This is a genomic window from Streptomyces sp. NPDC094147 (assembly GCF_044764265.1).
Lineage (GTDB): Bacteria > Actinomycetota > Actinomycetes > Streptomycetales > Streptomycetaceae > Streptomyces.
In genome coordinates, this window is the sequence record NZ_JBIWHT010000003.1 from 60,779 (window position 1) to 81,768 (window position 20,990).

Here is a 20,990-nt window from a genome sequence, read left to right on the forward strand (position 1 = left end):
CCAGTGCAGGCCCGTACGCGCAATGGGATCGATGCGGCGTTTGTCGGCGACAGCGCGGCCGACACTCAGGGCACAGCAGGGCAGCAAACCAACGGCATGTGCCCTCAATGTGCCCTCGCCTCCTGACGGCTGCCCTCGGGCAGGCGGGGCGCAGCACCTGGAAGGGGCTGCGCAGATCGCCTGAACCCGCAGGTCAGGGCCACACCAAGCAGTAAGCCTGATGCCCCGCGTCGTGCAAACGGTGTGAGAAGTCCTGCCATTCGTGCAGGAGTTGGTAGACGTTGAAGGCGTCGCGTGGGCCGCCGCGGTCGGGGACCGTGGACCAGATGAAGGCGGCGGCGCCGACCGACTCCTCGCCGACGCCGCGCAGCGGGTCGACGACGGTCATGGGGAGCTTGACCACAGCGTAGTCGGGGTGCAGGACGACCAGTTCCAGGGGCGGCACCTTGTGCAGCGGTATGCCCTGGATGCCGGTGAGGACCATGGCGGCCACCGTCTCCGGTTTGATCTTGGTGAACATGCCGCCCATGCCCAGCTCGTCACCGCCGAGTTCCTCGGGGCGCATGGTCACGGGCACCCGGGCCGCCGTGGCGCCGTCGGGGGCGCCGAAGTACTTGTAGGTCACCCCCATCCGGCCACTCCCGTTCCCCGCCCCTGCGCCGCCCGCGACCCGTTCGATCCGGTCCTGGGCGTCGCGTCGCCGGTGCCGTCCCCGACGGTGGGCGCGCTCGGGACCCCGGTCGTCGGTCCCTTCGCCCAGTCCGCCACCGCGATGCATATCTTTCACCCGACTGCTTGTAGCCCGACTGCTTTGTAGATGGCGCGGCCCCCACCGCGCAACCCGATGATCCGCCGATGCAACTCGATCATCTGCGGATCATCGTGTCATTGACCTCCCCCGCGCGGGTGCGGTGAAACACCAGTCCGCAAGAACGTCCGGCCCTCTGCCACCATGGCGTGTGTGAGCTATCCGTACGAATACGACGCCCCAGTTTCGCAGAACCTCTTCGACCGCGCTTCCGCCGTGACGCCCGGCGGCGTGAACTCCCCCGTCCGTGCCTTCCGCGCCGTGGGCGGTACGCCCCGGTTCATGGTGTCCGGTACGGGTCCCTACCTGACCGACGCCGACGGCCGCGAGTACGTCGACCTGGTGTGTTCCTGGGGTCCGATGATCCTCGGGCACGCACACCCCGAGGTCGTCGCCGCCGTGCAGGAGGCCGTCGCCCGCGGCACCTCCTTCGGTACGCCCGGCGAGGGCGAGGTCGCGCTCGCCGAGGAGATCGTCGCCCGGGTCGAACCGGTCGAGCAGGTCCGCCTGGTGTCCTCCGGCACCGAGGCGACCATGTCCGCGATCCGCCTGGCCCGCGGCTTCACCGGCCGCGCCAAGGTGATCAAGTTCGCCGGCTGCTACCACGGTCACGTGGACGCGCTGCTGGCCGCCGCCGGTTCCGGGGTCGCCACCTTCGGCCTCCCGGACACCCCCGGGGTCACCGGTGCCCAGGCCGGCGACACGATCGTGCTGCCGTACAACGACCTGGACGCGGTGCACGCCGCCTTCCACGCGCACCCCGGCGAGATCGCCTGTGTGATCACCGAGGCGTCGCCCGGCAACATGGGCGTCGTACCGCCCAGGGACGGTTTCAACGCCGGGCTCAAGGCGGCCTGTGCGAAGAACGGCGCGCTGTACATCTCCGACGAGGTGATGACCGGGTTCCGTACGTCCAAGGCCGGCTGGTTCGGCGTCGACGGCGTCAGGCCGGACCTGATGACCTTCGGCAAGGTCATGGGCGGCGGCTTCCCGGCCGCGGCGTTCGGCGGCCGCGCCGACGTGATGGGCCACCTCGCTCCGGCGGGCCCCGTCTACCAGGCGGGCACCCTCTCCGGGAACCCCGTCGCCACCGCCGCCGGCCTCGCCCAGCTGCGGCTGCTCGACGACGCGGCGTACGCCAAGGTCGACGCCGTGTCGAGCGAGATCCAGGCGCTCGTCACGGCCGCGCTCAGCAAGGAGGGCGTCGCCCACCGGCTGCAGACCGCGAGCAACATGTTCTCCGTCTTCTTCACGGACGCCGAAGTCCGCGACTACGACGACGCGAAGAAGCAGGAAGCCTTCCGCTTCAACGGGTTCTTCCACTCGATGCTGTCGCAGGGCGTCTACCTGCCGCCGTCGGCCTTCGAGTCCTGGTTCGTGTCGACCACCCACGACGAGCGCGCGATCGAACGCATCGCGGCCGCGCTGCCCGCCGCCGCCCGTGCCGCAGCGGAGGCCACCGCATGAGTGACAGCAAGAGCGACATCACCGTCGTGCACCTGATGCGCCACGGCGAGGTGCACAACCCGGACGGGGTGCTCTACGGGCGCCGGCCCGGCTACCACCTCTCCGAGCTCGGCCGGCAGATGGCCGACCGGGTGGCCGAGCACCTTGCGGGGCGCGACGTCACCCATGTCGTCGCCTCCCCCCTGGAGCGCGCCCAGGAGACGGCGACCCCGATCGCCAAGGTGCACGGCCTGGACCTGGCCACCGACCCGCGGCTCATCGAGGCGGGCAACGTCTTCGAGGGCAAGACCTTCGGGGTCGGCGACGGCGCGCTCCGCAAGCCCGCCAACTGGAAGCACCTGACGAACCCATTCAAGCCGTCCTGGGGCGAGCCGTACGTCGAGCAGGTGGTACGGATGATGGGCGCGCTGGACGCGGCGCGCGACGCGGCGCGCGGTCACGAGGCGGTGTGCGTCAGCCACCAGCTGCCGATCTGGATCGTGCGCAGCTTCGTGGAGAAGCGGCGGCTGTGGCACGACCCGCGCAAGCGGCAGTGCACGCTGGCCTCGCTGACCAGCTTCACCTATCAGGGTGACCGGATCGTGTCCGTGGGCTACAGCGAGCCCGCCCGCGATCTCGTACCGGCGCATCTGCTGGCCGGTGCCAAGCCGGTCAAGGGCAAGTCGAAGGCCTTCGGCGCCTGACGCCCGCCCCCCTCCGGCAGCCGGACCCGCCCGCTCCGGGCGGCCCGGCGGCCCGTGCCGCCACCGCCCGACCCGCCGTCCCGTCCCCGCTCAACCTCTCGTACGGTTTACGAAGATTTGTGCGGTAAGGGGGGAACCATCCCGTTCCTCCCGGCATCCCACACATTGTCCAACTGCGGTGACGCGCTTGGGCTTCGTGGACGACGAGACGACGGTGCGACGCGATGGGGACGGACGGACACATGCGGGAGATCGGTCGGAACTTCAGCCGAAGGGGCATGCTCGGACTGGGTCTTGGGGCCGCCGCTGCGGCTGGGCTGGCCGGCTGCGGCCAGAACGGATCGGGCGGCGGATCGGGTGGCAAGGGCGACGACGCGGCCGCCAAGAAGGCCGACGCGAAACTGATAGGCGACGGTTCCACATCGGACACCGGCAAGCAGCCGCACCAGCCCGACAAGCCCGTCCCGCTCGAACCCGGCCAGACCCCGCCCCAGTTCGTCGTCTTCTCCTGGGACGGCGCCGGCGAGGTCGGCAACGGCCTCTTCCCGCGCTTCCTCCAGCTCGCCAAGGACCACGGCGCGGGCATGACGTTCTTCCTCTCCGGGCTGTATCTGCTGCCCGAGGAGAAGAAGCGGCTCTACCAGCCGCCGAACAACCCCGTCGGCGCCTCCGACATCGGCTACCTCTCCGATCCGCACATCAAGGAGACGCTGAAGTACGTCCGCCAGGCGTGGACCGACGGCCATGAGATAGGCACCCACTTCAACGGCCACTTCTGCTCCGGGCGCGGCACCGTCGAGCACTGGACCCCGGCCCAGTGGCAGAGCGAGATAGACCAGGCGATCGACTTCGTCACCAAGTGGAAGACCAACACCGGCCTGACGGACGAGGACCCGCTGCCGTTCGACTACCGGCACGAGCTCGCCGGCGGCCGCACGCCCTGTCTGCTCGGCCAGGACAACCTGCTGCCCACCGCGCAGAAGATGGGCTGGCGCTACGACGCCTCCTCGCCCGGCGGGCTCCAGGTGTGGCCGGTCAAGCGGCACGGCCTGTGGGACCTGCCGCTCCAGCAAATACCCTTCCCCGGGCATTCCTTCCAGGTCCTCTCGATGGACTACAACATGCTGTACAACCAGTCGAAGAATTCGACCAAGGCGCCGCCGTCGAACTATCCCGGCTGGCGCAAGCAGGCCACCGATTCCTATCTCGCCGGATTCAAGCGCGCCTACGAAACCAATCGCGCGCCGTTCCACATCGGAAACCACTTCGAGCAGTGGAACGGCGGCATCTACATGGACGCCGTCGAGGAGGCGTTCAAGGGCATCGCGGCGCAGCGGGACGAGAAGAAGGATGTGAGGCTCGTCTCCTTCAAGCAGTACGTCGACTGGCTCGACGTTCAGGACCCGAAGGTGCTCGCCAAGCTCCGTACGCTCGACGTGGGACAGGCCCCCGCCGGTGGCTGGAACGCGTTCATGAAGTCTGTTTAGACGCTCCTGACAAGGGGCTTTCCGGGCAGTCAGGGGGGCGCGGAAGATCCCCGGAACCGCCATGCGAAACTTTTCACATGTCCGTGAGTCCTGCCTTCCGACGCCGTCGCACCCTGACGCTGGCCGCGGTTGCCGCGGCCGCCGGTGCGCTGACCCTGGCGGCCTGCGGTTCCGGCGGTACGTCCGGTGGTTCCGGTGACACCAAGTTCGTCACCGGCACCGGCGGCATCTCCACCGTGGCCAAGGGCGACCGCAAGAACGCCCCCGAGCTGTCCGGCGACACCGTCGACGGCAAGCAGTTCGACGTCGCCAGTCTCAAGGGCAAGGTCGTCGTCCTGAATGTGTGGGGCTCGTGGTGCGCGCCCTGCCGGGCGGAGGCGCCGTATCTGGCCAAGGTCTCCAAGGAGACGAAGGCCAAGGGCGTCGAGTTCGTCGGGATCAATACCCGTGACACGGACAAGGGCCCGGCCCAGCAGTTCGAGAAGCAATTCGGCGTCGACTATCCGAGTCTGTACGACCCGATCGGCAAGCTCATTCTGCGTTTTCCGAAGGGCAGCCTGAATCCGCAGGCCATTCCCTCGACCATCGTTCTCGACCGGAACGGAAAGATCGCCGCACGCGCCCTGATGGCGCTGGACGACACCAAGCTGCACCAGATGATCGACCCGCTGATCGCGGAGAAGTGATCTTGTGATGGCACTGGCCGCCGTCGGCGGAATGAACGAGACGGTGTTCAGCGGGGCCCTGCTCGTGGCCCTGCCCGTCGCCGTACTCGGCGGCCTTGTCTCGTTCTTCTCGCCCTGCGTACTGCCGTTGGTCCCCGGCTATCTCTCGTACGTCACCGGAGTCACCGGAACCGACCTGGCCGAGGCGCGGCGCGGCCGGATGGTCGCGGGCGCGAGCCTGTTCGTCCTCGGCTTCACCGCGGTCTTCGTCTCCGGCGGCGCGCTGTTCGGCTACTTCGGCAAGAACCTCCAGGACCACGGGGACACGCTCTCCAAGATCCTCGGGGTGCTGATGATCCTGATGGGCGTCTTCTTCATGGGGCTCATGCCCTGGATGACGCAGCGCGAATTCCGTGTCCACAAGCGGCCGGTGACGGGTCTGGCGGGGGCGCCGGTGCTCGGCGCGCTCTTCGGCATCGGCTGGACGCCGTGCCTCGGGCCGACGCTCACCTCAGTGAACGCGCTGGCGATGGACCAGGCGAGCGCGGGGCGCGGGGCGATACTGACGGTCGCGTACTGCTTCGGCCTCGGGCTGCCGTTCGTGCTGGCGGCGGTCGCCTTCCGCAAGGCGCTCGGCGCCTTCGGCTGGGTCAAGAAGCACTACGCATGGGTGATGCGGATCGGCGGCGGCATGATGATCGTGACCGGGGTGCTGCTGCTGACCGGCGCCTGGGCGGAGCTCGTCCAGCAGGTGCAGGGCTGGTCCCAAGGCTTTCAGGTGGGTGTCTGACGCATGAGCAAGACCGAATCGACTCCGGGGCCCGACCTCGGCGAAGCCGGGCCGGAGCCCGATCTCGGCGCGGCCGGGGCGCAGCTCTCGACCGCCCCCACCGAGGAGCGCTCCAACGCCCCCGTCGGCATCGGCGTCATCGGCTGGATCCGCTGGTTCTGGCGGCAGTTGACGTCGATGCGGGTCGCGCTGATCCTGCTCTTCCTGCTGTCGCTCGGCGCCATCCCCGGCTCGCTGATCCCGCAGACCAGCGTCGACGAGATGAAGGTCGCCGACTTCCAGAAGCGGCACGACACCATCTCGCCGATCTACGAGAAGCTCGGCCTGTTCCACGTCTACAGCTCGGTGTGGTTCTCCGCGATCTACATCCTGCTGTTCATCTCGCTCATCGGCTGCATCGTGCCGCGCACCTGGCAGTTCGTCGGCCAGCTGCGCGGTCTGCCGCCGGCCGCGCCCGGCCGCCTGACCCGGCTGCCCGCGTACACGATCTGGCGGACCGAGGCCGAGCCCGAGCAGGTCCGCGAGGCCGCGCTCGCGATGCTCAAGAAGCGCCGCTTCCGCTCCCGGATCAGCGGGGACGCGGTCGCCGCCGAGAAGGGCTACCTGCGCGAGGCCGGCAACCTGGTCTTCCATGTGTCGCTGATCGTGATCCTGGTGGCGTTCGCCACCGGGCAGCTCTTCAAGTCAGAGGGCCACAAGCTCGTCGTCCAGGGCGACGGGTTCTCCAACACGCTCACGCAGTTCGACGACTTCAAGTCCGGCTCGCTGTTCAACACCGAGGACCTGGCGCCGTTCAGCTTCACCCTGGACCGGTTCGACGCGACCTATGAGCGCACCGGGCCCGAGAAGGGCACGGCCCGCGAGTTCAAGGCCCACCTCACCTACTCCGAGGGTGCCAACGGCAAGCCCCAGGAGAAGACCGTCGAGGTCAACAAGCCGCTCGACGTGGACGGTTCGAAGGTCTACCTGCTCGCGCACGGCTACGCGCCGACGGTCACCGTGAAGGACGGCCGGGGCCAGGTCGTCTTCCACGGCGCGGTGCCGCTGCTGCCGATGGACAACAACATCACGTCCAGCGGCGCCATCAAGGTGCTCGACGGCTACCGCGACGCCAAGGGCAACAAGGACCAGCTCGGTTTCGCCGCGTTCTTCGTGCCGACCTTCGGCGGCAGGGGCACCGGCCAGATGTTCTCGCAGTTCCCCGCCCTCGACTTCCCGGTCCTCAACATCGGCGCCTACCACGGCGACCTCGGCGTCGACTCGGGCCTGCCGAAGAACGTGTACCAGCTGGACACGAGCAGCCGTTCCATCAAGCCCTTCAAGGACGCCAAGGGCAACATCCTCAAGAAGCTGCTGCTGCCGGGCGAGAGCCTGGACCTGCCCGACGGCGCCGGGTCGATCACCTTCGACAAGGGACCCGGCGCGATCAAGCAGTGGGCGAGCTTCCAGATCTCCCACCAGCCGGCCAACGGTCTCGCCCTCACCGGCGCGATCGGTGCCATCGCCGGACTCGCCGGCTCCCTGTTCATCCAGCGGCGCCGGATCTGGGTCCGGGCCGTCACGGGCGACGACGGAGTCACCGTCGTCGAGATGGCCGGGCTCGGCCGCAGTGAGTCCGCGAAGCTACCCGAGGAGCTGGCCGATCTCGCGGTCACGCTCATCCCGCAGGCGCCGACCGCGCCGGATCCCGAACCCGAATCCTCAGTTGTTCCTGCCGAAGGGGCTGAGAAGTGAATCTCGCCGCCGCCACCAATGAGAGCCTGGCGCACACCAGCAACTACCTGATCTATTCGTCGATGGCCGTGTACCTGCTGGCCTTCTTCGCCAACATGGCCGAGTGGCTCTTCGGCAGCCGCAGCAAGGTCGCCCGCACGGCGGCCGCGCTGACCGGTGCCGCGCAGGACGGCCAGGGCACCGTCAAGGTCGAGGTCGCCACCAAGAACGGCGGCACCGCCGTCCTGGAACGCCCCAAGATCGTGACGCGGTCCGTCTCCGGCGCCCGCGACGTCCCGGACGGCCCCGGCGCCTCCGGCGGCGACGAGAAGGGCGACCTCTACGGCCGCATCGCCGTCTCGCTGACGGTCCTCGCCTTCCTCATCGAGTTCTGCGGTGTGCTGACCCGCGCGCTGTCCGTGCAGCGGGCGCCGTGGGGCAACATGTACGAGTTCAACCTGACCTTCTCCACGGTCGCGGTCGGCGTGTACCTCACGCTCCTCGCCCTGAAGAAGAACATCGGCTGGCTCGGCCTTCCGCTGGTCACCACGGTCCTGCTGGACCTCGGCCTCGCGGTCACCGTCCTCTACACCGCCAGCGACCAGCTCGTTCCCGCGCTGCACTCGTACTGGCTGTGGATCCACGTCTCCACCGCGATCTTCTGCGGCGCGGTCTTCTACGTCGGCGCGGTCGCCACGATCCTGTACCTCTTCCGCGACAAGTACGAGACCAAGCTCGCCGAGGGCGGCACGCCCGGCAACTTCGCGACCTCGGTCATGGAGCGCCTCCCGGCCGCCGCCTCGCTCGACAAGTTCGCGTACCGCGTCAACGCGGCCGTCTTCCCGCTGTGGACGTTCACGATCATCGCGGGCGCGATCTGGGCGGGCGACGCCTGGGGCCGCTACTGGGGCTGGGACCCCAAGGAGGTCTGGTCCTTCATCACCTGGGTCGCGTACGCCTGCTACCTGCACGCCCGCGCCACCGCCGGCTGGAAGGGCCGCAAGGCCGCCACCGTCGCGCTGATCGCGTTCGGCTGCTGGCTGTTCAACTACTACGGCGTCAACATCTTCGTGAACGGAAAGCACTCCTACGCAGGCGTGTAGTCCCGTACGGAGAGAGACTGGTGCCATGACCGAGTTCCTTGGTTATGGCACCAGCGCGTTTCAGGACGGTGCCTGGCTGCTCCACTACGAGCTGCATCTGCCGCATCCCGTGGACCAGGTCTGGGCGGCCGTCACGACGCCCGAGGGGCTGCCCGGCTGGCTCGCCGCCGCCGATGTCCTCGAACCCCGGCTCGGCGGCGCGGTCACGCTGCGCTGGCTGAACGACGGGGCCGACGGGGTGCACAGCGGGACCGTCACGGCCTGGGACGCCGAGCACGTCGCCGAGTACACGGTCGACCTGCACGGCCGCATCCGCTTCCACCTGGAACCGGAGGGCCCGGACGCCACCGTCGTCCGCTTCACCAACGAGTTCCCCGGCAGCGAATCGCTGCGTCTGGACTGCCTGGCCGGCTGGCACAACCACTTCGAGTTCCTCGCCGACGCGCTGGACGGGCGGCCCAAGGACTGGTCGTCCTGGTCGACGGAGCGCTGGCGGGAGCTGAGGGACACCTACGTCAACCGGTCGTAGCGGCGACGACGCGGGGGATCCCTACGGCTCGTCCCTGTTCAGGGAGGCCAGGAACTCCGGGTTGTCGTCGGGGGCGACGTACCGCGCGGGCGCCCGCCGCACCTTGCCGGCCACCAGCCAGGCGACCGGGCCGACCAGGACCTCGCCGAAGAGCAGCACGATGATGATCCACACCACCTTGGGCAGGCCCTTGACGTCCTGTTCCGGAGTGTTGAGGCAGTCGATGAACGCGTAGATCCACAGCGCCAGGACCAGCAGGAACGGCAGATACCTGAGCATGGTTGGGCGGTCCCCCCGGGAGCGGTTGCGGGCCGTGCCTCGGCCCCGGTGACAGGCCCAGGGTATCGGGTGCCCGATACTTGACCCCATGGCTTACGACGATCTCCGCTCGCTGCTCAGGGCGCTGGAGCGCGAGGGCGACCTCAAGCGCATCAAGGCCGAAGTCGACCCGTACCTCGAAGTCGGCGAGATCGTCGACCGGGTCAACAAGGCGGGCGGCCCGGCGCTTCTGTTCGAGAACGTCAAGGGCGCCGCGATGCCGCTGGCCATGAACGTGTACGGGACCGACCGGCGCCTGCTCAAGGCGCTGGGCCTCACGTCGTACACGGACATCAGCGACAAGATCGGCGGGCTGCTCAGGCCGGAGCTGCCGCAGGGCTTCGTCGGGATCCGGGAGGCCTTCGGGAAGCTCGGCTCGATGGTGCACGTGCCGCCGAAGAAGGTGAAGCAGGAGAGCGCGCCCGTCCAGGAGGTCGTGCTCACCGGGGACGACGTCGACCTCGACCGGCTGCCCGCGCTGTTCACCTGGCCCGAGGACGGCGGCTCGTTCTTCAACCTGGGGCTCACCCACACCAAGCACCCCGAGACCGGGGTACGCAACCTCGGCCTCTACCGCCTCCAGCGCCACGACAAGCGCACCATCGGCATGCACTGGCAGATCCACAAGGACAGCCGCAACCACTACGCGGTGGCCGCCAAGAAGGGCGAGCGGCTGCCCGTCGCGATCGCCTTCGGCTGCCCGCCGGCCGTGACGTACGCCTCCACCGCGCCGCTGCCCGGGGACATCGACGAGTACCTGTTCGCCGGGTTCATCCAGGGCAAGCGGATCGAGATGGTCGACTGCAAGACCGTGCCGTTGCAGGTCCCGGCCAACGCCGAGGTCGTCATCGAGGGCTGGCTGGAGCCGGGCGAGATGCTCCCCGAGGGCCCCTTCGGCGACCACACCGGGTTCTACACCCCGCAGGAACCGTTCCCCGCGCTCACGATCGACTGCGTGACGATGCGCAGGCGCCCGCTGCTCCAGTCCATCGTGGTCGGCCGGCCGCCGACCGAGGACGGTCCGCTCGGCCGGGCCACCGAGCGGTTCTTCCTCCCGCTCCTCAAGATCATCGTGCCGGACATCGTGGACTACCACCTGCCGGAATCGGGCGGCTTCCACAACTGCGCGATCGTCTCGATCGACAAGAAGTACCCCAAGCACGCGCAGAAGGTCATGCACGCGATCTGGGGGGCGCACATGATGTCGCTCACCAAGCTGATCGTGGTGGTGGACGCCGACTGCGACGTGCACAACCTGCACGAGGTGTCCTGGCGGGCCTTCGGGAACACCGACTACGCCCGCGACCTGACCGTCGTCGAAGGACCGGTCGACCACCTCGACCACGCTTCCTACCAGCAGTTCTGGGGCGGCAAGGCGGGCATCGACGCGACCGCGAAGTGGCCCGAGGAGGGCTACACCCGCGACGGCGGCTGGCCCGCCATGGTCGAGTCGGACCCGGATACGGCGGAACGGGTGACGAAGCGTTGGAAGGAATACGGGCTGTGAGGCGGAGGCAGATGATGGAGAACGGCAGCGCGGAGCCGGGGTTTCCCCGCCTCCGCGGCGGTGAACCGGGGTACGGCCTGTGAGCAGCGCCGCCGCAGCGGTCCCGCAGCCGGGCCGCACCAGGGCGTTCCTGCGCCTCGTCATGATCGAGCACTCGGTCTTCGCGCTGCCCTTCGCCTACACCGCCGCGCTGACCGCGATGTTCCAGCTGGACAAGAGCGTCCACTGGGGTCGGCTGCTCCTGGTCACGGTCGCCATGGTCGGGCTGCGCACCTTCGCGATGGCCTGCAACCGGATCATCGACCGCGAGATCGACGCCCGTAACCCGCGCACCGCGGGCCGCGAACTGGTCACCGGCGCGGTGTCGGTGCGCTCCGCGTGGACGGGGGCGCTCATCGCCCTGGTCTTCTTCCTCGGCGCGGCCGCCGCGCTGAACCCGCTGTGCCTGGCGCTGGCCCCGGTCGCGGTGATCCCGATGGTGGTCTATCCGTACGGCAAGCGGTTCACGAACTTCCCGCAGGCCATCCTGGGCATCGCGCAGGCGATGGGCCCGGTCGGCGCCTGGATCGCGATCACCGGGGCATGGTCCTGGGACGCGGTGATCCTCGGCCTCGCCATCGGCATCTGGATCGGCGGCTTCGACCTGATCTACGCCTGCCAGGACGTCGAGGCCGACCGCGGCCACGGCGTGAAGTCGGTCCCGGCCCGGTTCGGCATCCCGGCCGCGATCTACGGTGCCCGCGGCTGCCACACCGTGACGATGGCGCTGCTGGTCTGGTACGCGCTTGCGACCGGTGCCGGATTCTTCTTCTGGCTGGGCCTGCTGATCGTGCTCGGGGCCTTCCTCTACGAGCACACCCTCGTCAAGCCGCACGACCTGTCCCGCCTCAACCGGGCGTTCTTCCAGGTCAACGGCTTCATCGGGATTGCCCTGTTCGGGTGCGCGCTGCTCGATCTCCTGGTGCGGGGGCTGACGGTCTAGGGGGTGTCCGGCGGATCATGGCCGGGGTCGCGGCGGCTGGCACGGCACCTCGCCGCGTTGCCGAAACGTCCCCATAGCTCCGCTATGAAGACGCTCCGGCGCCTTGCGATGCACCGCACCAGCCGCCGCGCCCTGTCCGACCCTGATCCACCGGACACCCCCTACGGCACCTGGCCCCGCCCCGCCGCCATGCCGCCGGATAGGCTCGGACACGTGGAGCACGTGAACGTACACAGTCAGCAGCGCACCCCCTGGGTCGTCGGGGTGTCGGGTGCGTCCGGGACGCCGTACGCGGCGGCGGTGCTGCGCGGGCTGCTCGCGGCCGGGGAGAGCGTCGATCTCGTGGTGTCGCGGGCCTCGCGGCTCACCCTGCTCGACGAGACCGGCATCGCGTTCCGGGACGCGCACTGGCAGGACGATCTGAGGGCCTGGCTGGCGCGGGGCGCGGACGGGAAGCCGGACGCGTTCGAGGTGAGCACGGAGGGCGTACGGCACTGGGCGGCGGGGGATCTGGCCGCCGGGCCCTCGTCGGGCTCGTACCCCGTGAAGGGGATGCTCATCGTGCCGGCGTCGACGGCCTGTGTGGCCGGGGTGGCGCTGGGGCTCTCGAAGGATCTGCTGCAGCGGGCCGCGAGCGTGACGCTCAAGGAGCGGCGGAAGCTGGTGGTGGCGGTGCGTGAGACGCCGCTGAACGGCCAGACGCTCAAGCATCTGGTGACGCTGGACGAGGCGGGCGCCGTGGTGCTGCCCGCCTCTCCGGCGTTCTACGCGGGGGCGACGCACATCCAGGATCTGGTGGACTTCGTCGCGGGGCGGGTGCTGGATGCGGCAGGGGTGCCGCACGGCTTGTACCGCCGTTGGGAGGGAGAGATCGGAAGGGGGTCCCCCCTGGCCGAGCGAGGCCGAGACCTTGGGGGAGGCTCCCGCCGGGGTTAGCGCTTCTTGGCGGCGCGCTTCACGGCGCGGTGCTTCGTCGCGGACGGCTGGTGGGCACGAGAGCGGTTGGCCAGGTCCTGAAGCTCGCGCATCCGGGCGTAGGCCATCTCGATCGTGTACACGGTGACAACTCCTGAAAGATCGTCTTTGATCTGCTGGAAATTTATCCACACAGCTGCATGAATCGCAGGGTGTTGACCCTGCATGCCTTAGATTCTACACGTAAACTCGCGGAATCGCTGAACAATGGAAGGCTTCAGGCATATGGACGCCGTCGATAGGCAGCTCATCCAGGCACTGCGCGAGAACGGCAGGGCCTCGTACGCGGAACTGGGCCGGCTCGTCGGGCTCTCCGGCCCCAGCGTCACCGACCGCATCAACCGTCTGGAGGCGGCCGGGGTCATCACCGGATACCGCGCCACCGTTGACGCGGCCTCGCTCGGTCTCGGGGTCACCGCGCTGATCGGCATCTCGCTCTCCGACGCCGCCGACCACGAGGACGTGGCCCGGCGACTGCGCGACCTCGCCGAGATCGAGGACTGCTGGTTCATCGCCGGCGACGACTCGTACATGCTCAAGATCCGGGCCGGGGACGTCGACGGCCTGGAGAAGACGATCCGCCGGCTCGGCTCGACCAAGGGCGTCTCGCGCACCCGCACCACGATCGTGCTCTCCACGAAGTGGGAGAACCGGGTCGGAGAACTGCCCGAGTAGGTCGGGGCGTACCTTTGGTGGAGCCTGAAAGACACACGTATGGGAGGCGGCCTTGATGGACGCGGGACTCAAGCGCGAGCTGGAGCAGAAGGTCCGGGCCGGTGAGCGGCTCAGCCGCGAGGACGGCATCGCGCTCTACGCGTCGGACGATCTGGCCTGGCTCGGCGGGCTCGCCCACGAGGTGCGCACCCGCAAGAACGGCGACGTCGTCCACTTCAACGTGAACCGTCACCTCAACATGACCAACGTGTGCACGGCGTCGTGCGCGTACTGCTCGTTCCAGCGCAAGCCGGGCGAGAAGGACGCGTACACGATGCGCATCGAGGAGGCCGTCCGCCTCGCCAAGGCGATGGAGAACGACAACCTCACCGAGCTGCACATCGTCAACGGGCTGCACCCGACGCTGCCTTGGCGCTACTACCCGCGTTCGCTCAAGGCCCTCAAGGAGGCGCTGCCGAACGTCGGGCTCAAGGCGTTCACGGCGACCGAGATCCACCACTTCGAGACGATCTCCGGGCTGAGCGCGAGCGAGATCCTGGACGAGCTCATCGACGCCGGTCTGGAGTCGCTGACCGGCGGCGGTGCCGAGATCTTCGACTGGGAAGTGCGCCAGCACATCGTCGACCACAAGACCCACTGGGAAGACTGGTCGCGCATCCACCGCCTCGCCCACGAGAAGGGCCTCAAGACCCCTTCGACCATGCTGTACGGGCACATCGAGGAGCCGCGCCACCGCGTCGACCACGTGCTGCGGCTGCGCGAGCTCCAGGACGAGACCGGCGGCTTCCAGGTCTTCATCCCGCTGCGCTACCAGCACGACTTCGTGGACATGCAGGACGGCAAGGTCCGCAACAAGCTCCAGGCGCGCACCACGATGGCGACCGGCGCCGAGGCCCTGAAGACCTTCGCGGTCTCGCGCCTGCTCTTCGACAACGTGCCGCACGTGAAGTGCTTCTGGGTCATGCACGGCCTCCAGACCACCCAGCTCGCGCTCCAGCACGGCGCGGACGACATGGACGGCTCGGTCGTCGAGTACAAGATCACGCACGACGCCGACAACTACGGCACGCCGAACAAGCTGACCCGGGACGACCTGCTCGACCTCATCCGCGAGGCCGGCTTCCGCCCCGTGGAGCGCAACACGCGGTACGAGATCATCCGCGAGTACCCGGGCCCGGACGCGGAGCTGCGCGAGACGCCGCAGCCGATGCGCTTCTGAGCGAGGGCTCCATGGCACTCGCATTCCGGCTCGACCCGGCGGTCACGCCCGCCCTGCGGGACGGGATCCTCGACCTGTGGACCGAGGTGTCCAACGCGGACGGGGCCGTCGGATTCGTACCGCCGGTCACCGTCGAGGACGTACGGCCCGAACTCGTCAAGCACTTCGTGGCCATGGCCGAGGGGCGGATGCGGCTGCTCGTCGGGTACGACGAGGACGGGCGGGTCGCCGCCACCGCGTTCATCGCGTACAACACGCACCGCCTGATGCGGCACTGGGTGTGGCTGTACACGGTCATGGTGCACCCCGGCCACCAGGGCAAGGGGTACGGGCGCGACCTGATGGCGGCGACCGCCGATGCCGTACGCGGCTTCGACGGCGTCGAGGCGATCCGGCTCACCTGCCGGGGCGGGACCGGCGTCGACCGGTTCTACGCCTCGTGCGACTACAAGGAGGTCGGGCGGGTGCCCGGCGCCATCCGGGTCGCCGACGGGGACAACCGGGACGACATCATCATGCTGCTCCCGCTGCGCTGAGCCCGTGGGGCAGGGCGCCCGCCCAATAGATCCAATTGCGGGCGTGCTTCACTAGTCGGGCAGGGTCACCGTAGAGAGAAGGTCAGTCGTGAACGCCGCCAAGCCGAGCGCCACCATCTGGTACACCATGCTGCGCGTGGGGATCTTCATCGGCAGCCTGGTCTTCGTCGGCCTGCTGGTCCAGTTCGGTGTGCTGCCCAAGGGGCTGGGTCACGCCAACTTCATCTGGGTCATCCTGCTCGCGCTCGTCATCTCGGCGCCGCTCAGCTTCGTGCTCCTGCGCAAGCAGCGCGACGCGATGTCCGCCCAGCTCGTCACCAAGGTCGAGCACGCCAAGGCGAAGCTGGAGGCGAACCGTTCGCAGGAGGACGGTCTCGTCCAGTAGACGTAAGGCACCTCACACCTTCCTACGGCCCCGCCCCGAAGCCACCGCTTCGGGGCGGGGCCGTCGCCATTTCCGGCCGCGGGGCGGCAAGTTCACGCCGAACCCGGAGCGGGGTTCGGGTCATCCCGGGTAAAAGAACTGCTTTGAGGTTCTCAAAGTTCAAGTGTTAACGTGTTCGACATGACGACAGCAGCAGTGCACCAGCACCCCACCGGCGGAGCCGTTCCGCTCGTGGCGCGTCTGCATGTCGACCTCTGCCGCTGCATGTCCGCGGTCTGTTGCCGCGACGTCTGACCCCGGCATCATGCGGCGGTGTCCCCAGCCTTCTGCGACCGGTCCTCACCGACCAGTCCTCTGTGAACGGGCGCCGCGCTCTTCTTCGAACGTCTCCGTCTCCGCTCACCCGGGAGTGTGTCCGTGTCCGCGTCCACCGCGACCACCGACGAGAAGCCCAAGCGCGGCTTCTCCATATCGTCCAAGTTCCCGTTCTGGGCCCAGATCATCGCGGGTCTCGTCCTCGGCGGCCTGCTCGGCTGGCTCGCCCGCAGCCAGGACATCGGCTGGCTCAAGGACACCCTTGAGCAGATCGGCAGCATCTTCGTCCAGCTCCTGAAGCTGGCCGTCGCGCCGCTCGTCTTCTTCGCGATCCTGGTGTCGATAACCAACCTGCGCAAGGTCAACAACGCCGCCCGGCTGGCCTCGCGCACGCTGCTCTGGTTCATGATCACGTCGCTGATCGCGGTGGCCATCGGCCTCGCCATCGGCCTGCTCACCAACCCGGGAGCCGGCACCGGCCTCACCCCGAAGGACGGCAAGCTGCCCAAGCACACGGGCTCCTGGCTGGACTTCCTCACCGGCATCATCCCGACCGACATCATCACGCCGTTCACCCAACTGAACGTGCTTCAGATCGTCTTCATGGCCGCCGTCGCCGGTATCGCGCTGCTCCAGCTCGGCGAGAAGGCCAAGCCGATCCTGACTCTCAGCGAGGCCGTTCTGGAGCTGCTCCAGAAGGCCCTGTGGTGGGTCATCCGGCTCGCCCCGCTCGGCACCCTCGGCCTCATCGGCTTCGCCATCGCGGACTACGGCTGGGACCTCATCGGCAAGTACGCCACCTTCACCGCCGACGTCTACATCGGCTGCGCCCTGGTGATGTTCGGCGTCTACCCGCTGCTGCTCGCCACCGTCGCCAAGGTCAACCCGGTCCAGTTCTTCAAGGGCGCCTGGCCCGCGATCCAGCTGGCCTTCGTCTCCCGCTCCTCGGTGGGCACGATGCCGCTGACGCAGAAGGTCACCGAACGGCTCGGTGTTCCCAAGGAGTACGCGTCCTTCGCGGTGCCGTTCGGCGCGACCACCAAGATGGACGGCTGCGCGGCGATCTACCCGGCGCTCGCCGCGATCTTCATCGCCCAGATCTTCGATGTGCACCTCGGCGTCGGCGACTACGTCCTGATCGCCTTCGTGTCGGTCATCGGCTCGGCGGCCACGGCGGGCCTGACCGGCGCCACGGTCATGCTGACCCTGACCCTCTCCACGCTGGGCCTGCCCCTGGAGGGCGTGGGCCTGCTGATGGCGATCGACCCGGTGCTGGACATGATGCGTACGGCTACGAACGTGGCGGGGCAGTCGCTGGTGCCGGTCGTGGTGGCGGCCCGGGAGAACATCCTGGACCGCGATGTCTTCAACGCGGTGCATCTCTCGCCGGTCGACGACGAGTTCGAGACCCGCGAGGCGGAGCAGAAGGTGGCCGTTCCGGCCGCTGCCTGAGCACCTCACTTGATACGCCCGCTGATACGCCCGCTGATACGCCCGCGCCCCGCCTGCCGGGGGCGCGGGCGTTGGCGTCGGTGAGCGACGGGGTGATTACCCTTGCGCCGGGGCACATCGTCGGGAGGGGCGGTTCAAGTGGGTGGGGGCAAGGGGAGGCGGCTGCCGCGTGCCGTGCGGGAGCAGCAGATGCTGGACGCCGCCGTACGGACCTTCGGGCAGCGCGGCTACCGAGCCGCCTCGATGGACGAGATCGCCGAACTGGCCGGTGTGTCCAAGCCGCTCGTCTACCTGTACCTCAACTCCAAGGAAGACCTCTTCACCGCCTGCATCCGCCGCGAGGCGCAGGCCCTGGTCGCGGCCGTACGGCGCGGCGTGGACCCGGGGCTCACCGCCGACGGACAACTCTGGTCAGGGCTACGGGCGTTCTTCACGCACACCGCCCAGAACCCCGACGGCTGGTCCGTGCTGCACCGCCAGGCGCGTACGCACGGCGAGCCGTTCGCCCGTGAGGTCGCCGTGATGCGAGATGAGATCGTGGCGTTCGTGACCGGGTTGATCGCCGCAGCGGCAGCCCAAGAGACCGACTGCGCAACGGAGTTGGCGCAGCGCGATGTGGCGGGACTTGCCCAGGCCCTGGTCGGCGCGGCCGAGTCGCTGGCCGGCTGGGCGAACGAGACCGAGTCCGTCACCGCCAAGGAGGCCGCCGCGACCCTGATGAACTTCGCCTGGGCGGGTCTGGGCAACCTGATGCGCGGAGAGCGCTGGTCGCCCAGGCGTTGAGGTGGGGTCCTGGCGGGCGCTGATTGTCCAGGGCTGCGCCGCGCCCTGTGCGGTGTGGGCGGCGGCCTCGCCCCCGAGACGCAAACCGGGCGGAGTCCCACACCTCGCCATGGCCGAGCAGGGATGCCGCGTCGCGGTGTGGCGCGGAAGCGGCTTGACGCGGACGCGGGGCCGGTCCGGGGGCGGTCGGGCCCGGATGCGGAAGGCCGGACGGGCTGATTCCCGGTGGTGCATGGTGCTGTCCCCGGCGTACTTATGCGCCCAAGTCCCTTATAAGCAAGCCATGTTGATTGATGCGGGACCGACCGGATCCGCCCGTTACGCTCCGACCACTCCGCTCTTAGGGTGAGGGAGCTCGATCAGACCCGTACACCGTCCTGACCTGGAGGCTTTCATGCCGATCCTGCCCGATGGCGAGTACCTGATCAAGAACGCCGCCGAAGACCTCTACGTCGACGTCTCCGGCGGGAGCCCGCTGCCCAACACGCCGATCATCGGCTGGCCGCTGAGCAAGGAGCCCAACCAGAAGTGGCGGCTCACCTGCATCAACGGCATCAACGAGTACCAGATCAGGAGCTCGCTCAGCAGCGGTGAGGCGTTCTTCGGACTGAGCGCCCTGCGCATCTACCCGCCGCGGGTCGGGGTGCAGCCGTTCCCCGAGCGGTGGTCGATCGAGCCCGTCGGCGAGAACCTGTTCCGCATCGCCTTCCCGTACATGGACGGCGTCGTGACGCTGCCCGACGGCCAGAAGGGCACCCAGCTCACCGTCCAGCCCTTCGAGGGCCTCCGCTTCCAGAAGTGGACGTTCGAGCAGGCCTGAGTCGGGCCGAGGCGCGGCCGCACCCCTACCCGAAGGGGGTGCGGCCGCGCCGTCGCGTCACCGAGTGGCGTACGCGGTGAATGCCGCCCATGCCCCGGGTGCAACGGCCAGTTGAGGACCCTGCGGGTCCTTGGAGTCCCGGATGTGGACGGTGGAGGGGTGCGCGGCGATCTCCACGCACGCCCCGCCTTCGCCGCTGCTGTAGCTCGACTTCCGCCAGGCGTAGGCGAGTTCTATGCACTCGCCGCCTCCGCCGCTGCTGTACGTGCTCTTGAACCAGATCGGTTCGGTGGTGTTCATAGTTCCCCCAGCATCTTCTCGATCAGGGACAGAGACTCCTGTGGCGTGAGAGCTCGCGCTCGGATGATCCCATAGCGGTCGCTGAAGACGCGGACTTCCTCCGGGTCGGTGATCAGCCGCGGGTGGCCGTAGATCTCGGTGTACGCCACCTGCTGACGCCCCTTCGGGGTGAGAAGGATGAACGACCCGTCCTGGCTGGGATGGTCCTCGCGATCCACCGGCATCACCTGGAGCTCTACTGTCCTCAGCCTTCCGAAGCGCAGTAGCTGCCTCAACTGGTTCGCCTGGACGCCACGTCCGCCCGTGGGGCGCTGCAGTGCGGCCTCCTCCAGTACGAAGCTGAAGGTCGGCCCAGGCCAGTGCTCGAAGAGCTGCTGTCGGGCCAATCGGTCGGCCACTCGCTTTTCGATCGTGCCCTCATCCAACAGGGGGCGTCGGTGGGTGAAGATTGCCCGCGCGTACTCCTCGGTTTGCAGCAAGCCCGGGATGGCCTGCGTGCTGTAGTCGTGCAGCGCCACCGCTTTGGCCTCGGCGTCGGCGTAGTCCCGGAACCAGTCCGGATGCCGGGTCCGGGACCGGGCGAGGGCTGCCCGTACCTCCGGTACCGCCGCCATCAACACCCCGTTCGCGCCTAGGAGTTCGTCTACACGTTCCAGGAACTCCGGCTGCGGGGTGCGTACGCCGCGCTCGATCGCCGAGATCAGGTCCTCTCCGTAGCTGACCATCGCGCCGAGCTCCCGCTGGCTGAGCCCGGCCCGTTCGCGTAGCACCTTCATCTGCTTGCCCAGAGCCTTGAAGAGGTGGGCCGTGCCGTCCGATTCGACCGGGCGCTCCGGTCGAGCTTCCTGATTCATGCCCCGCACCTCCCGGTTACGGCCGACGCCCCGTACAGCGCGCGGCCCGTGGGCGTACAGCTCGCCGGGGTCGTGGTGATACCCCTGTTCAGGCTACGCACACATCGTCACGCTCGGTGACATGAATCCCCAATCCGCCGTCACGGCAACCGAGTTCGTCCAGAGATTCAGCAGTACGCGGCGCGGTGCGCGGCTCGCGCGGTGGCTGGCGGTGCAGCAGTTGGACGCGTGGGGCATCCCGTACGGGAGCCCGCGTTCCGACGCCGCCGCGCTCGTCGTCGCGGAGTTCGCCGCCAATGCCGTGACCCACGGTCACGTACCGGGGCGGGACTTCGAGCTGCGGCTCACGCTGGGGGAGCTGCTGCGGATCGAGGTCGGCGACGCTCGGGGCGAGCGCGAGCCCGCTCCCTCCGCGCCGGTACCGGGCGAGGCCGAGTGCGGGCACGGGCTGCTGCTCGTGGCGGCGGTCGCCGTGGCGTGGGGCGTGAAGGCGCGGCCCGGGGTGGGGAAGGTCGTGTGGGCCGAATTGCATCCGGACGATCAGAGGCGGGGGGTAGTGTAAAGAGAAAGTCAAGAGCGACATACCATGCGGGTGACCGTTACGAGTTTCCAGTGAAACTGGGG

24 protein-coding genes are annotated in these 20,990 nt (G+C 68.7%); 19 read left to right on the top strand and 5 right to left on the bottom strand.

Going from position 1 to position 20,990, the window contains the following annotated elements:
* Positions 1–193: 193 nt before the first annotated feature.
* A complete protein-coding gene (locus tag ACIQ8J_RS07630; protein ID WP_399054262.1) occupies positions 194–631 on the bottom strand; it encodes a hypothetical protein in 438 nt (145 codons plus the stop codon).
* Positions 632–952: 321 nt separating this feature from the next.
* On the opposite strand from ACIQ8J_RS07630, the gene hemL reads away from it, so the two are divergent.
* The 8 genes from hemL to ACIQ8J_RS07670 all read left to right on the top strand — a co-directional run bounded on the left by hemL (position 953) and on the right by ACIQ8J_RS07670 (position 9,245).
* Entirely contained in the window at positions 953–2,275 is a 1,323-nt protein-coding gene (hemL, locus tag ACIQ8J_RS07635) for a glutamate-1-semialdehyde 2,1-aminomutase (RefSeq protein ID WP_403267940.1), read from the top strand.
* Positions 2,272–2,958: a histidine phosphatase family protein gene (locus tag ACIQ8J_RS07640; RefSeq protein ID WP_403267943.1), complete on the top strand. Its 687-nt coding sequence runs from the start codon at positions 2,272–2,274 to the stop codon at positions 2,956–2,958. The genes hemL and ACIQ8J_RS07640 overlap by 4 nt, the downstream gene beginning before the upstream one ends.
* Before the next feature lie 242 nt (positions 2,959–3,200).
* The gene (locus tag ACIQ8J_RS07645) at positions 3,201–4,445 is read left to right on the top strand and encodes a hypothetical protein (RefSeq protein ID WP_403267946.1); all 1,245 of its coding nucleotides are present in this window, start codon (positions 3,201–3,203) and stop codon (positions 4,443–4,445) included.
* A 77-nt stretch (positions 4,446–4,522) separates the two neighbouring features.
* Entirely contained in the window at positions 4,523–5,131 is a 609-nt protein-coding gene (locus ACIQ8J_RS07650) for a TlpA family protein disulfide reductase (protein WP_403267949.1), read from the top strand.
* Positions 5,132–5,138: 7 nt separating this feature from the next.
* On the top strand, positions 5,139–5,900 hold the full coding sequence (locus ACIQ8J_RS07655; RefSeq protein WP_403267952.1) for a cytochrome c biogenesis CcdA family protein: 762 nt from the start codon (positions 5,139–5,141) through the stop codon (positions 5,898–5,900).
* Between the two features lie 3 nt (positions 5,901–5,903).
* Positions 5,904–7,634 carry a cytochrome c biogenesis protein ResB gene (locus ACIQ8J_RS07660; protein WP_403267955.1) on the top strand — a complete coding sequence of 577 codons (1,731 nt, stop codon included), beginning with the start codon at positions 5,904–5,906 and terminating at the stop codon, positions 7,632–7,634.
* Complete coding sequence (gene ccsB, locus ACIQ8J_RS07665) at positions 7,631–8,716, top strand: c-type cytochrome biogenesis protein CcsB (protein ID WP_403267958.1); 1,086 nt, start codon at positions 7,631–7,633, stop codon at positions 8,714–8,716. Before ACIQ8J_RS07660 ends, ccsB begins: the two co-directional genes overlap by 4 nt.
* 25 nt (positions 8,717–8,741) lie before the next feature.
* Complete coding sequence (locus ACIQ8J_RS07670; RefSeq protein ID WP_403267961.1) at positions 8,742–9,245, top strand: SRPBCC domain-containing protein; 504 nt, start codon at positions 8,742–8,744, stop codon at positions 9,243–9,245.
* A gap of 21 nt (positions 9,246–9,266) precedes the next feature.
* Here ACIQ8J_RS07670 and ACIQ8J_RS07675 read toward each other — a convergent pair whose 3' ends face one another.
* Positions 9,267–9,524 (bottom strand): PLD nuclease N-terminal domain-containing protein, encoded by a 258-nt coding sequence (locus ACIQ8J_RS07675; protein ID WP_403267964.1) that lies wholly within the window; start codon positions 9,522–9,524, stop codon positions 9,267–9,269.
* An 88-nt stretch (positions 9,525–9,612) separates the two neighbouring features.
* Here ACIQ8J_RS07675 and ACIQ8J_RS07680 point away from each other — a divergent pair, with 88 nt between their 5' ends.
* The 3 genes from ACIQ8J_RS07680 (at position 9,613) to ACIQ8J_RS07690 (ending at position 12,988) form a co-directional block, all read left to right on the top strand.
* Positions 9,613–11,070: a menaquinone biosynthesis decarboxylase gene (locus tag ACIQ8J_RS07680; protein ID WP_403267967.1), complete on the top strand. Its 1,458-nt coding sequence runs from the start codon at positions 9,613–9,615 to the stop codon at positions 11,068–11,070.
* A gap of 79 nt (positions 11,071–11,149) precedes the next feature.
* On the top strand, positions 11,150–12,052 hold the full coding sequence (gene mqnP, locus ACIQ8J_RS07685; RefSeq protein WP_403267969.1) for a menaquinone biosynthesis prenyltransferase MqnP: 903 nt from the start codon (positions 11,150–11,152) through the stop codon (positions 12,050–12,052).
* Between the two features lie 189 nt (positions 12,053–12,241).
* On the top strand, positions 12,242–12,988 hold the full coding sequence (locus tag ACIQ8J_RS07690) for a UbiX family flavin prenyltransferase (protein ID WP_403268830.1): 747 nt from the start codon (positions 12,242–12,244) through the stop codon (positions 12,986–12,988).
* On the opposite strand, the gene ACIQ8J_RS07695 is transcribed toward ACIQ8J_RS07690, so the two are convergent.
* On the bottom strand, positions 12,985–13,110 hold the full coding sequence (locus ACIQ8J_RS07695) for a hypothetical protein (protein ID WP_403268871.1): 126 nt from the start codon (positions 13,108–13,110) through the stop codon (positions 12,985–12,987). The genes ACIQ8J_RS07690 and ACIQ8J_RS07695 overlap by 4 nt on opposite strands.
* Before the next feature lie 142 nt (positions 13,111–13,252).
* Between ACIQ8J_RS07695 and ACIQ8J_RS07700 the strand changes: the two genes are divergently transcribed.
* The 7 genes from ACIQ8J_RS07700 to ACIQ8J_RS07730 all read left to right on the top strand — a co-directional run bounded on the left by ACIQ8J_RS07700 (position 13,253) and on the right by ACIQ8J_RS07730 (position 19,212).
* Positions 13,253–13,702 carry an Lrp/AsnC family transcriptional regulator gene (locus tag ACIQ8J_RS07700; protein ID WP_053728817.1) on the top strand — a complete coding sequence of 150 codons (450 nt, stop codon included), beginning with the start codon at positions 13,253–13,255 and terminating at the stop codon, positions 13,700–13,702.
* Between the two features lie 55 nt (positions 13,703–13,757).
* On the top strand, positions 13,758–14,921 hold the full coding sequence (mqnE, locus tag ACIQ8J_RS07705) for an aminofutalosine synthase MqnE (RefSeq protein ID WP_403267972.1): 1,164 nt from the start codon (positions 13,758–13,760) through the stop codon (positions 14,919–14,921).
* Between the two features lie 11 nt (positions 14,922–14,932).
* Positions 14,933–15,457, top strand: coding sequence for a GNAT family N-acetyltransferase (locus ACIQ8J_RS07710; protein ID WP_403267975.1), 525 nt, complete (start codon positions 14,933–14,935; stop codon positions 15,455–15,457).
* Positions 15,458–15,545: 88 nt separating this feature from the next.
* A complete protein-coding gene (locus tag ACIQ8J_RS07715; protein ID WP_403267978.1) occupies positions 15,546–15,842 on the top strand; it encodes a DUF4229 domain-containing protein in 297 nt (98 codons plus the stop codon).
* A gap of 417 nt (positions 15,843–16,259) precedes the next feature.
* A complete protein-coding gene (locus ACIQ8J_RS07720; RefSeq protein WP_403267981.1) occupies positions 16,260–17,609 on the top strand; it encodes a dicarboxylate/amino acid:cation symporter in 1,350 nt (449 codons plus the stop codon).
* A gap of 189 nt (positions 17,610–17,798) precedes the next feature.
* Complete coding sequence (locus ACIQ8J_RS07725) at positions 17,799–18,392, top strand: TetR/AcrR family transcriptional regulator (RefSeq protein ID WP_403268832.1); 594 nt, start codon at positions 17,799–17,801, stop codon at positions 18,390–18,392.
* Positions 18,393–18,786: 394 nt separating this feature from the next.
* Complete coding sequence (locus tag ACIQ8J_RS07730) at positions 18,787–19,212, top strand: RICIN domain-containing protein (protein WP_403267984.1); 426 nt, start codon at positions 18,787–18,789, stop codon at positions 19,210–19,212.
* 57 nt (positions 19,213–19,269) lie between these two features.
* On the opposite strand, the gene ACIQ8J_RS07735 is transcribed toward ACIQ8J_RS07730, so the two are convergent.
* Positions 19,270–19,512, bottom strand: coding sequence for a DUF397 domain-containing protein (locus tag ACIQ8J_RS07735; RefSeq protein WP_403267987.1), 243 nt, complete (start codon positions 19,510–19,512; stop codon positions 19,270–19,272).
* Positions 19,509–20,366 (bottom strand): Scr1 family TA system antitoxin-like transcriptional regulator, encoded by an 858-nt coding sequence (locus ACIQ8J_RS07740; RefSeq protein ID WP_403267990.1) that lies wholly within the window; start codon positions 20,364–20,366, stop codon positions 19,509–19,511. Before ACIQ8J_RS07740 ends, ACIQ8J_RS07735 begins: the two co-directional genes overlap by 4 nt.
* Positions 20,367–20,487: 121 nt before the next feature.
* Between ACIQ8J_RS07740 and ACIQ8J_RS07745 the strand changes: the two genes are divergently transcribed.
* Complete coding sequence (locus ACIQ8J_RS07745) at positions 20,488–20,928, top strand: ATP-binding protein (RefSeq protein WP_403267993.1); 441 nt, start codon at positions 20,488–20,490, stop codon at positions 20,926–20,928.
* The last annotated feature ends 62 nt before the right edge of the window (positions 20,929–20,990 follow it).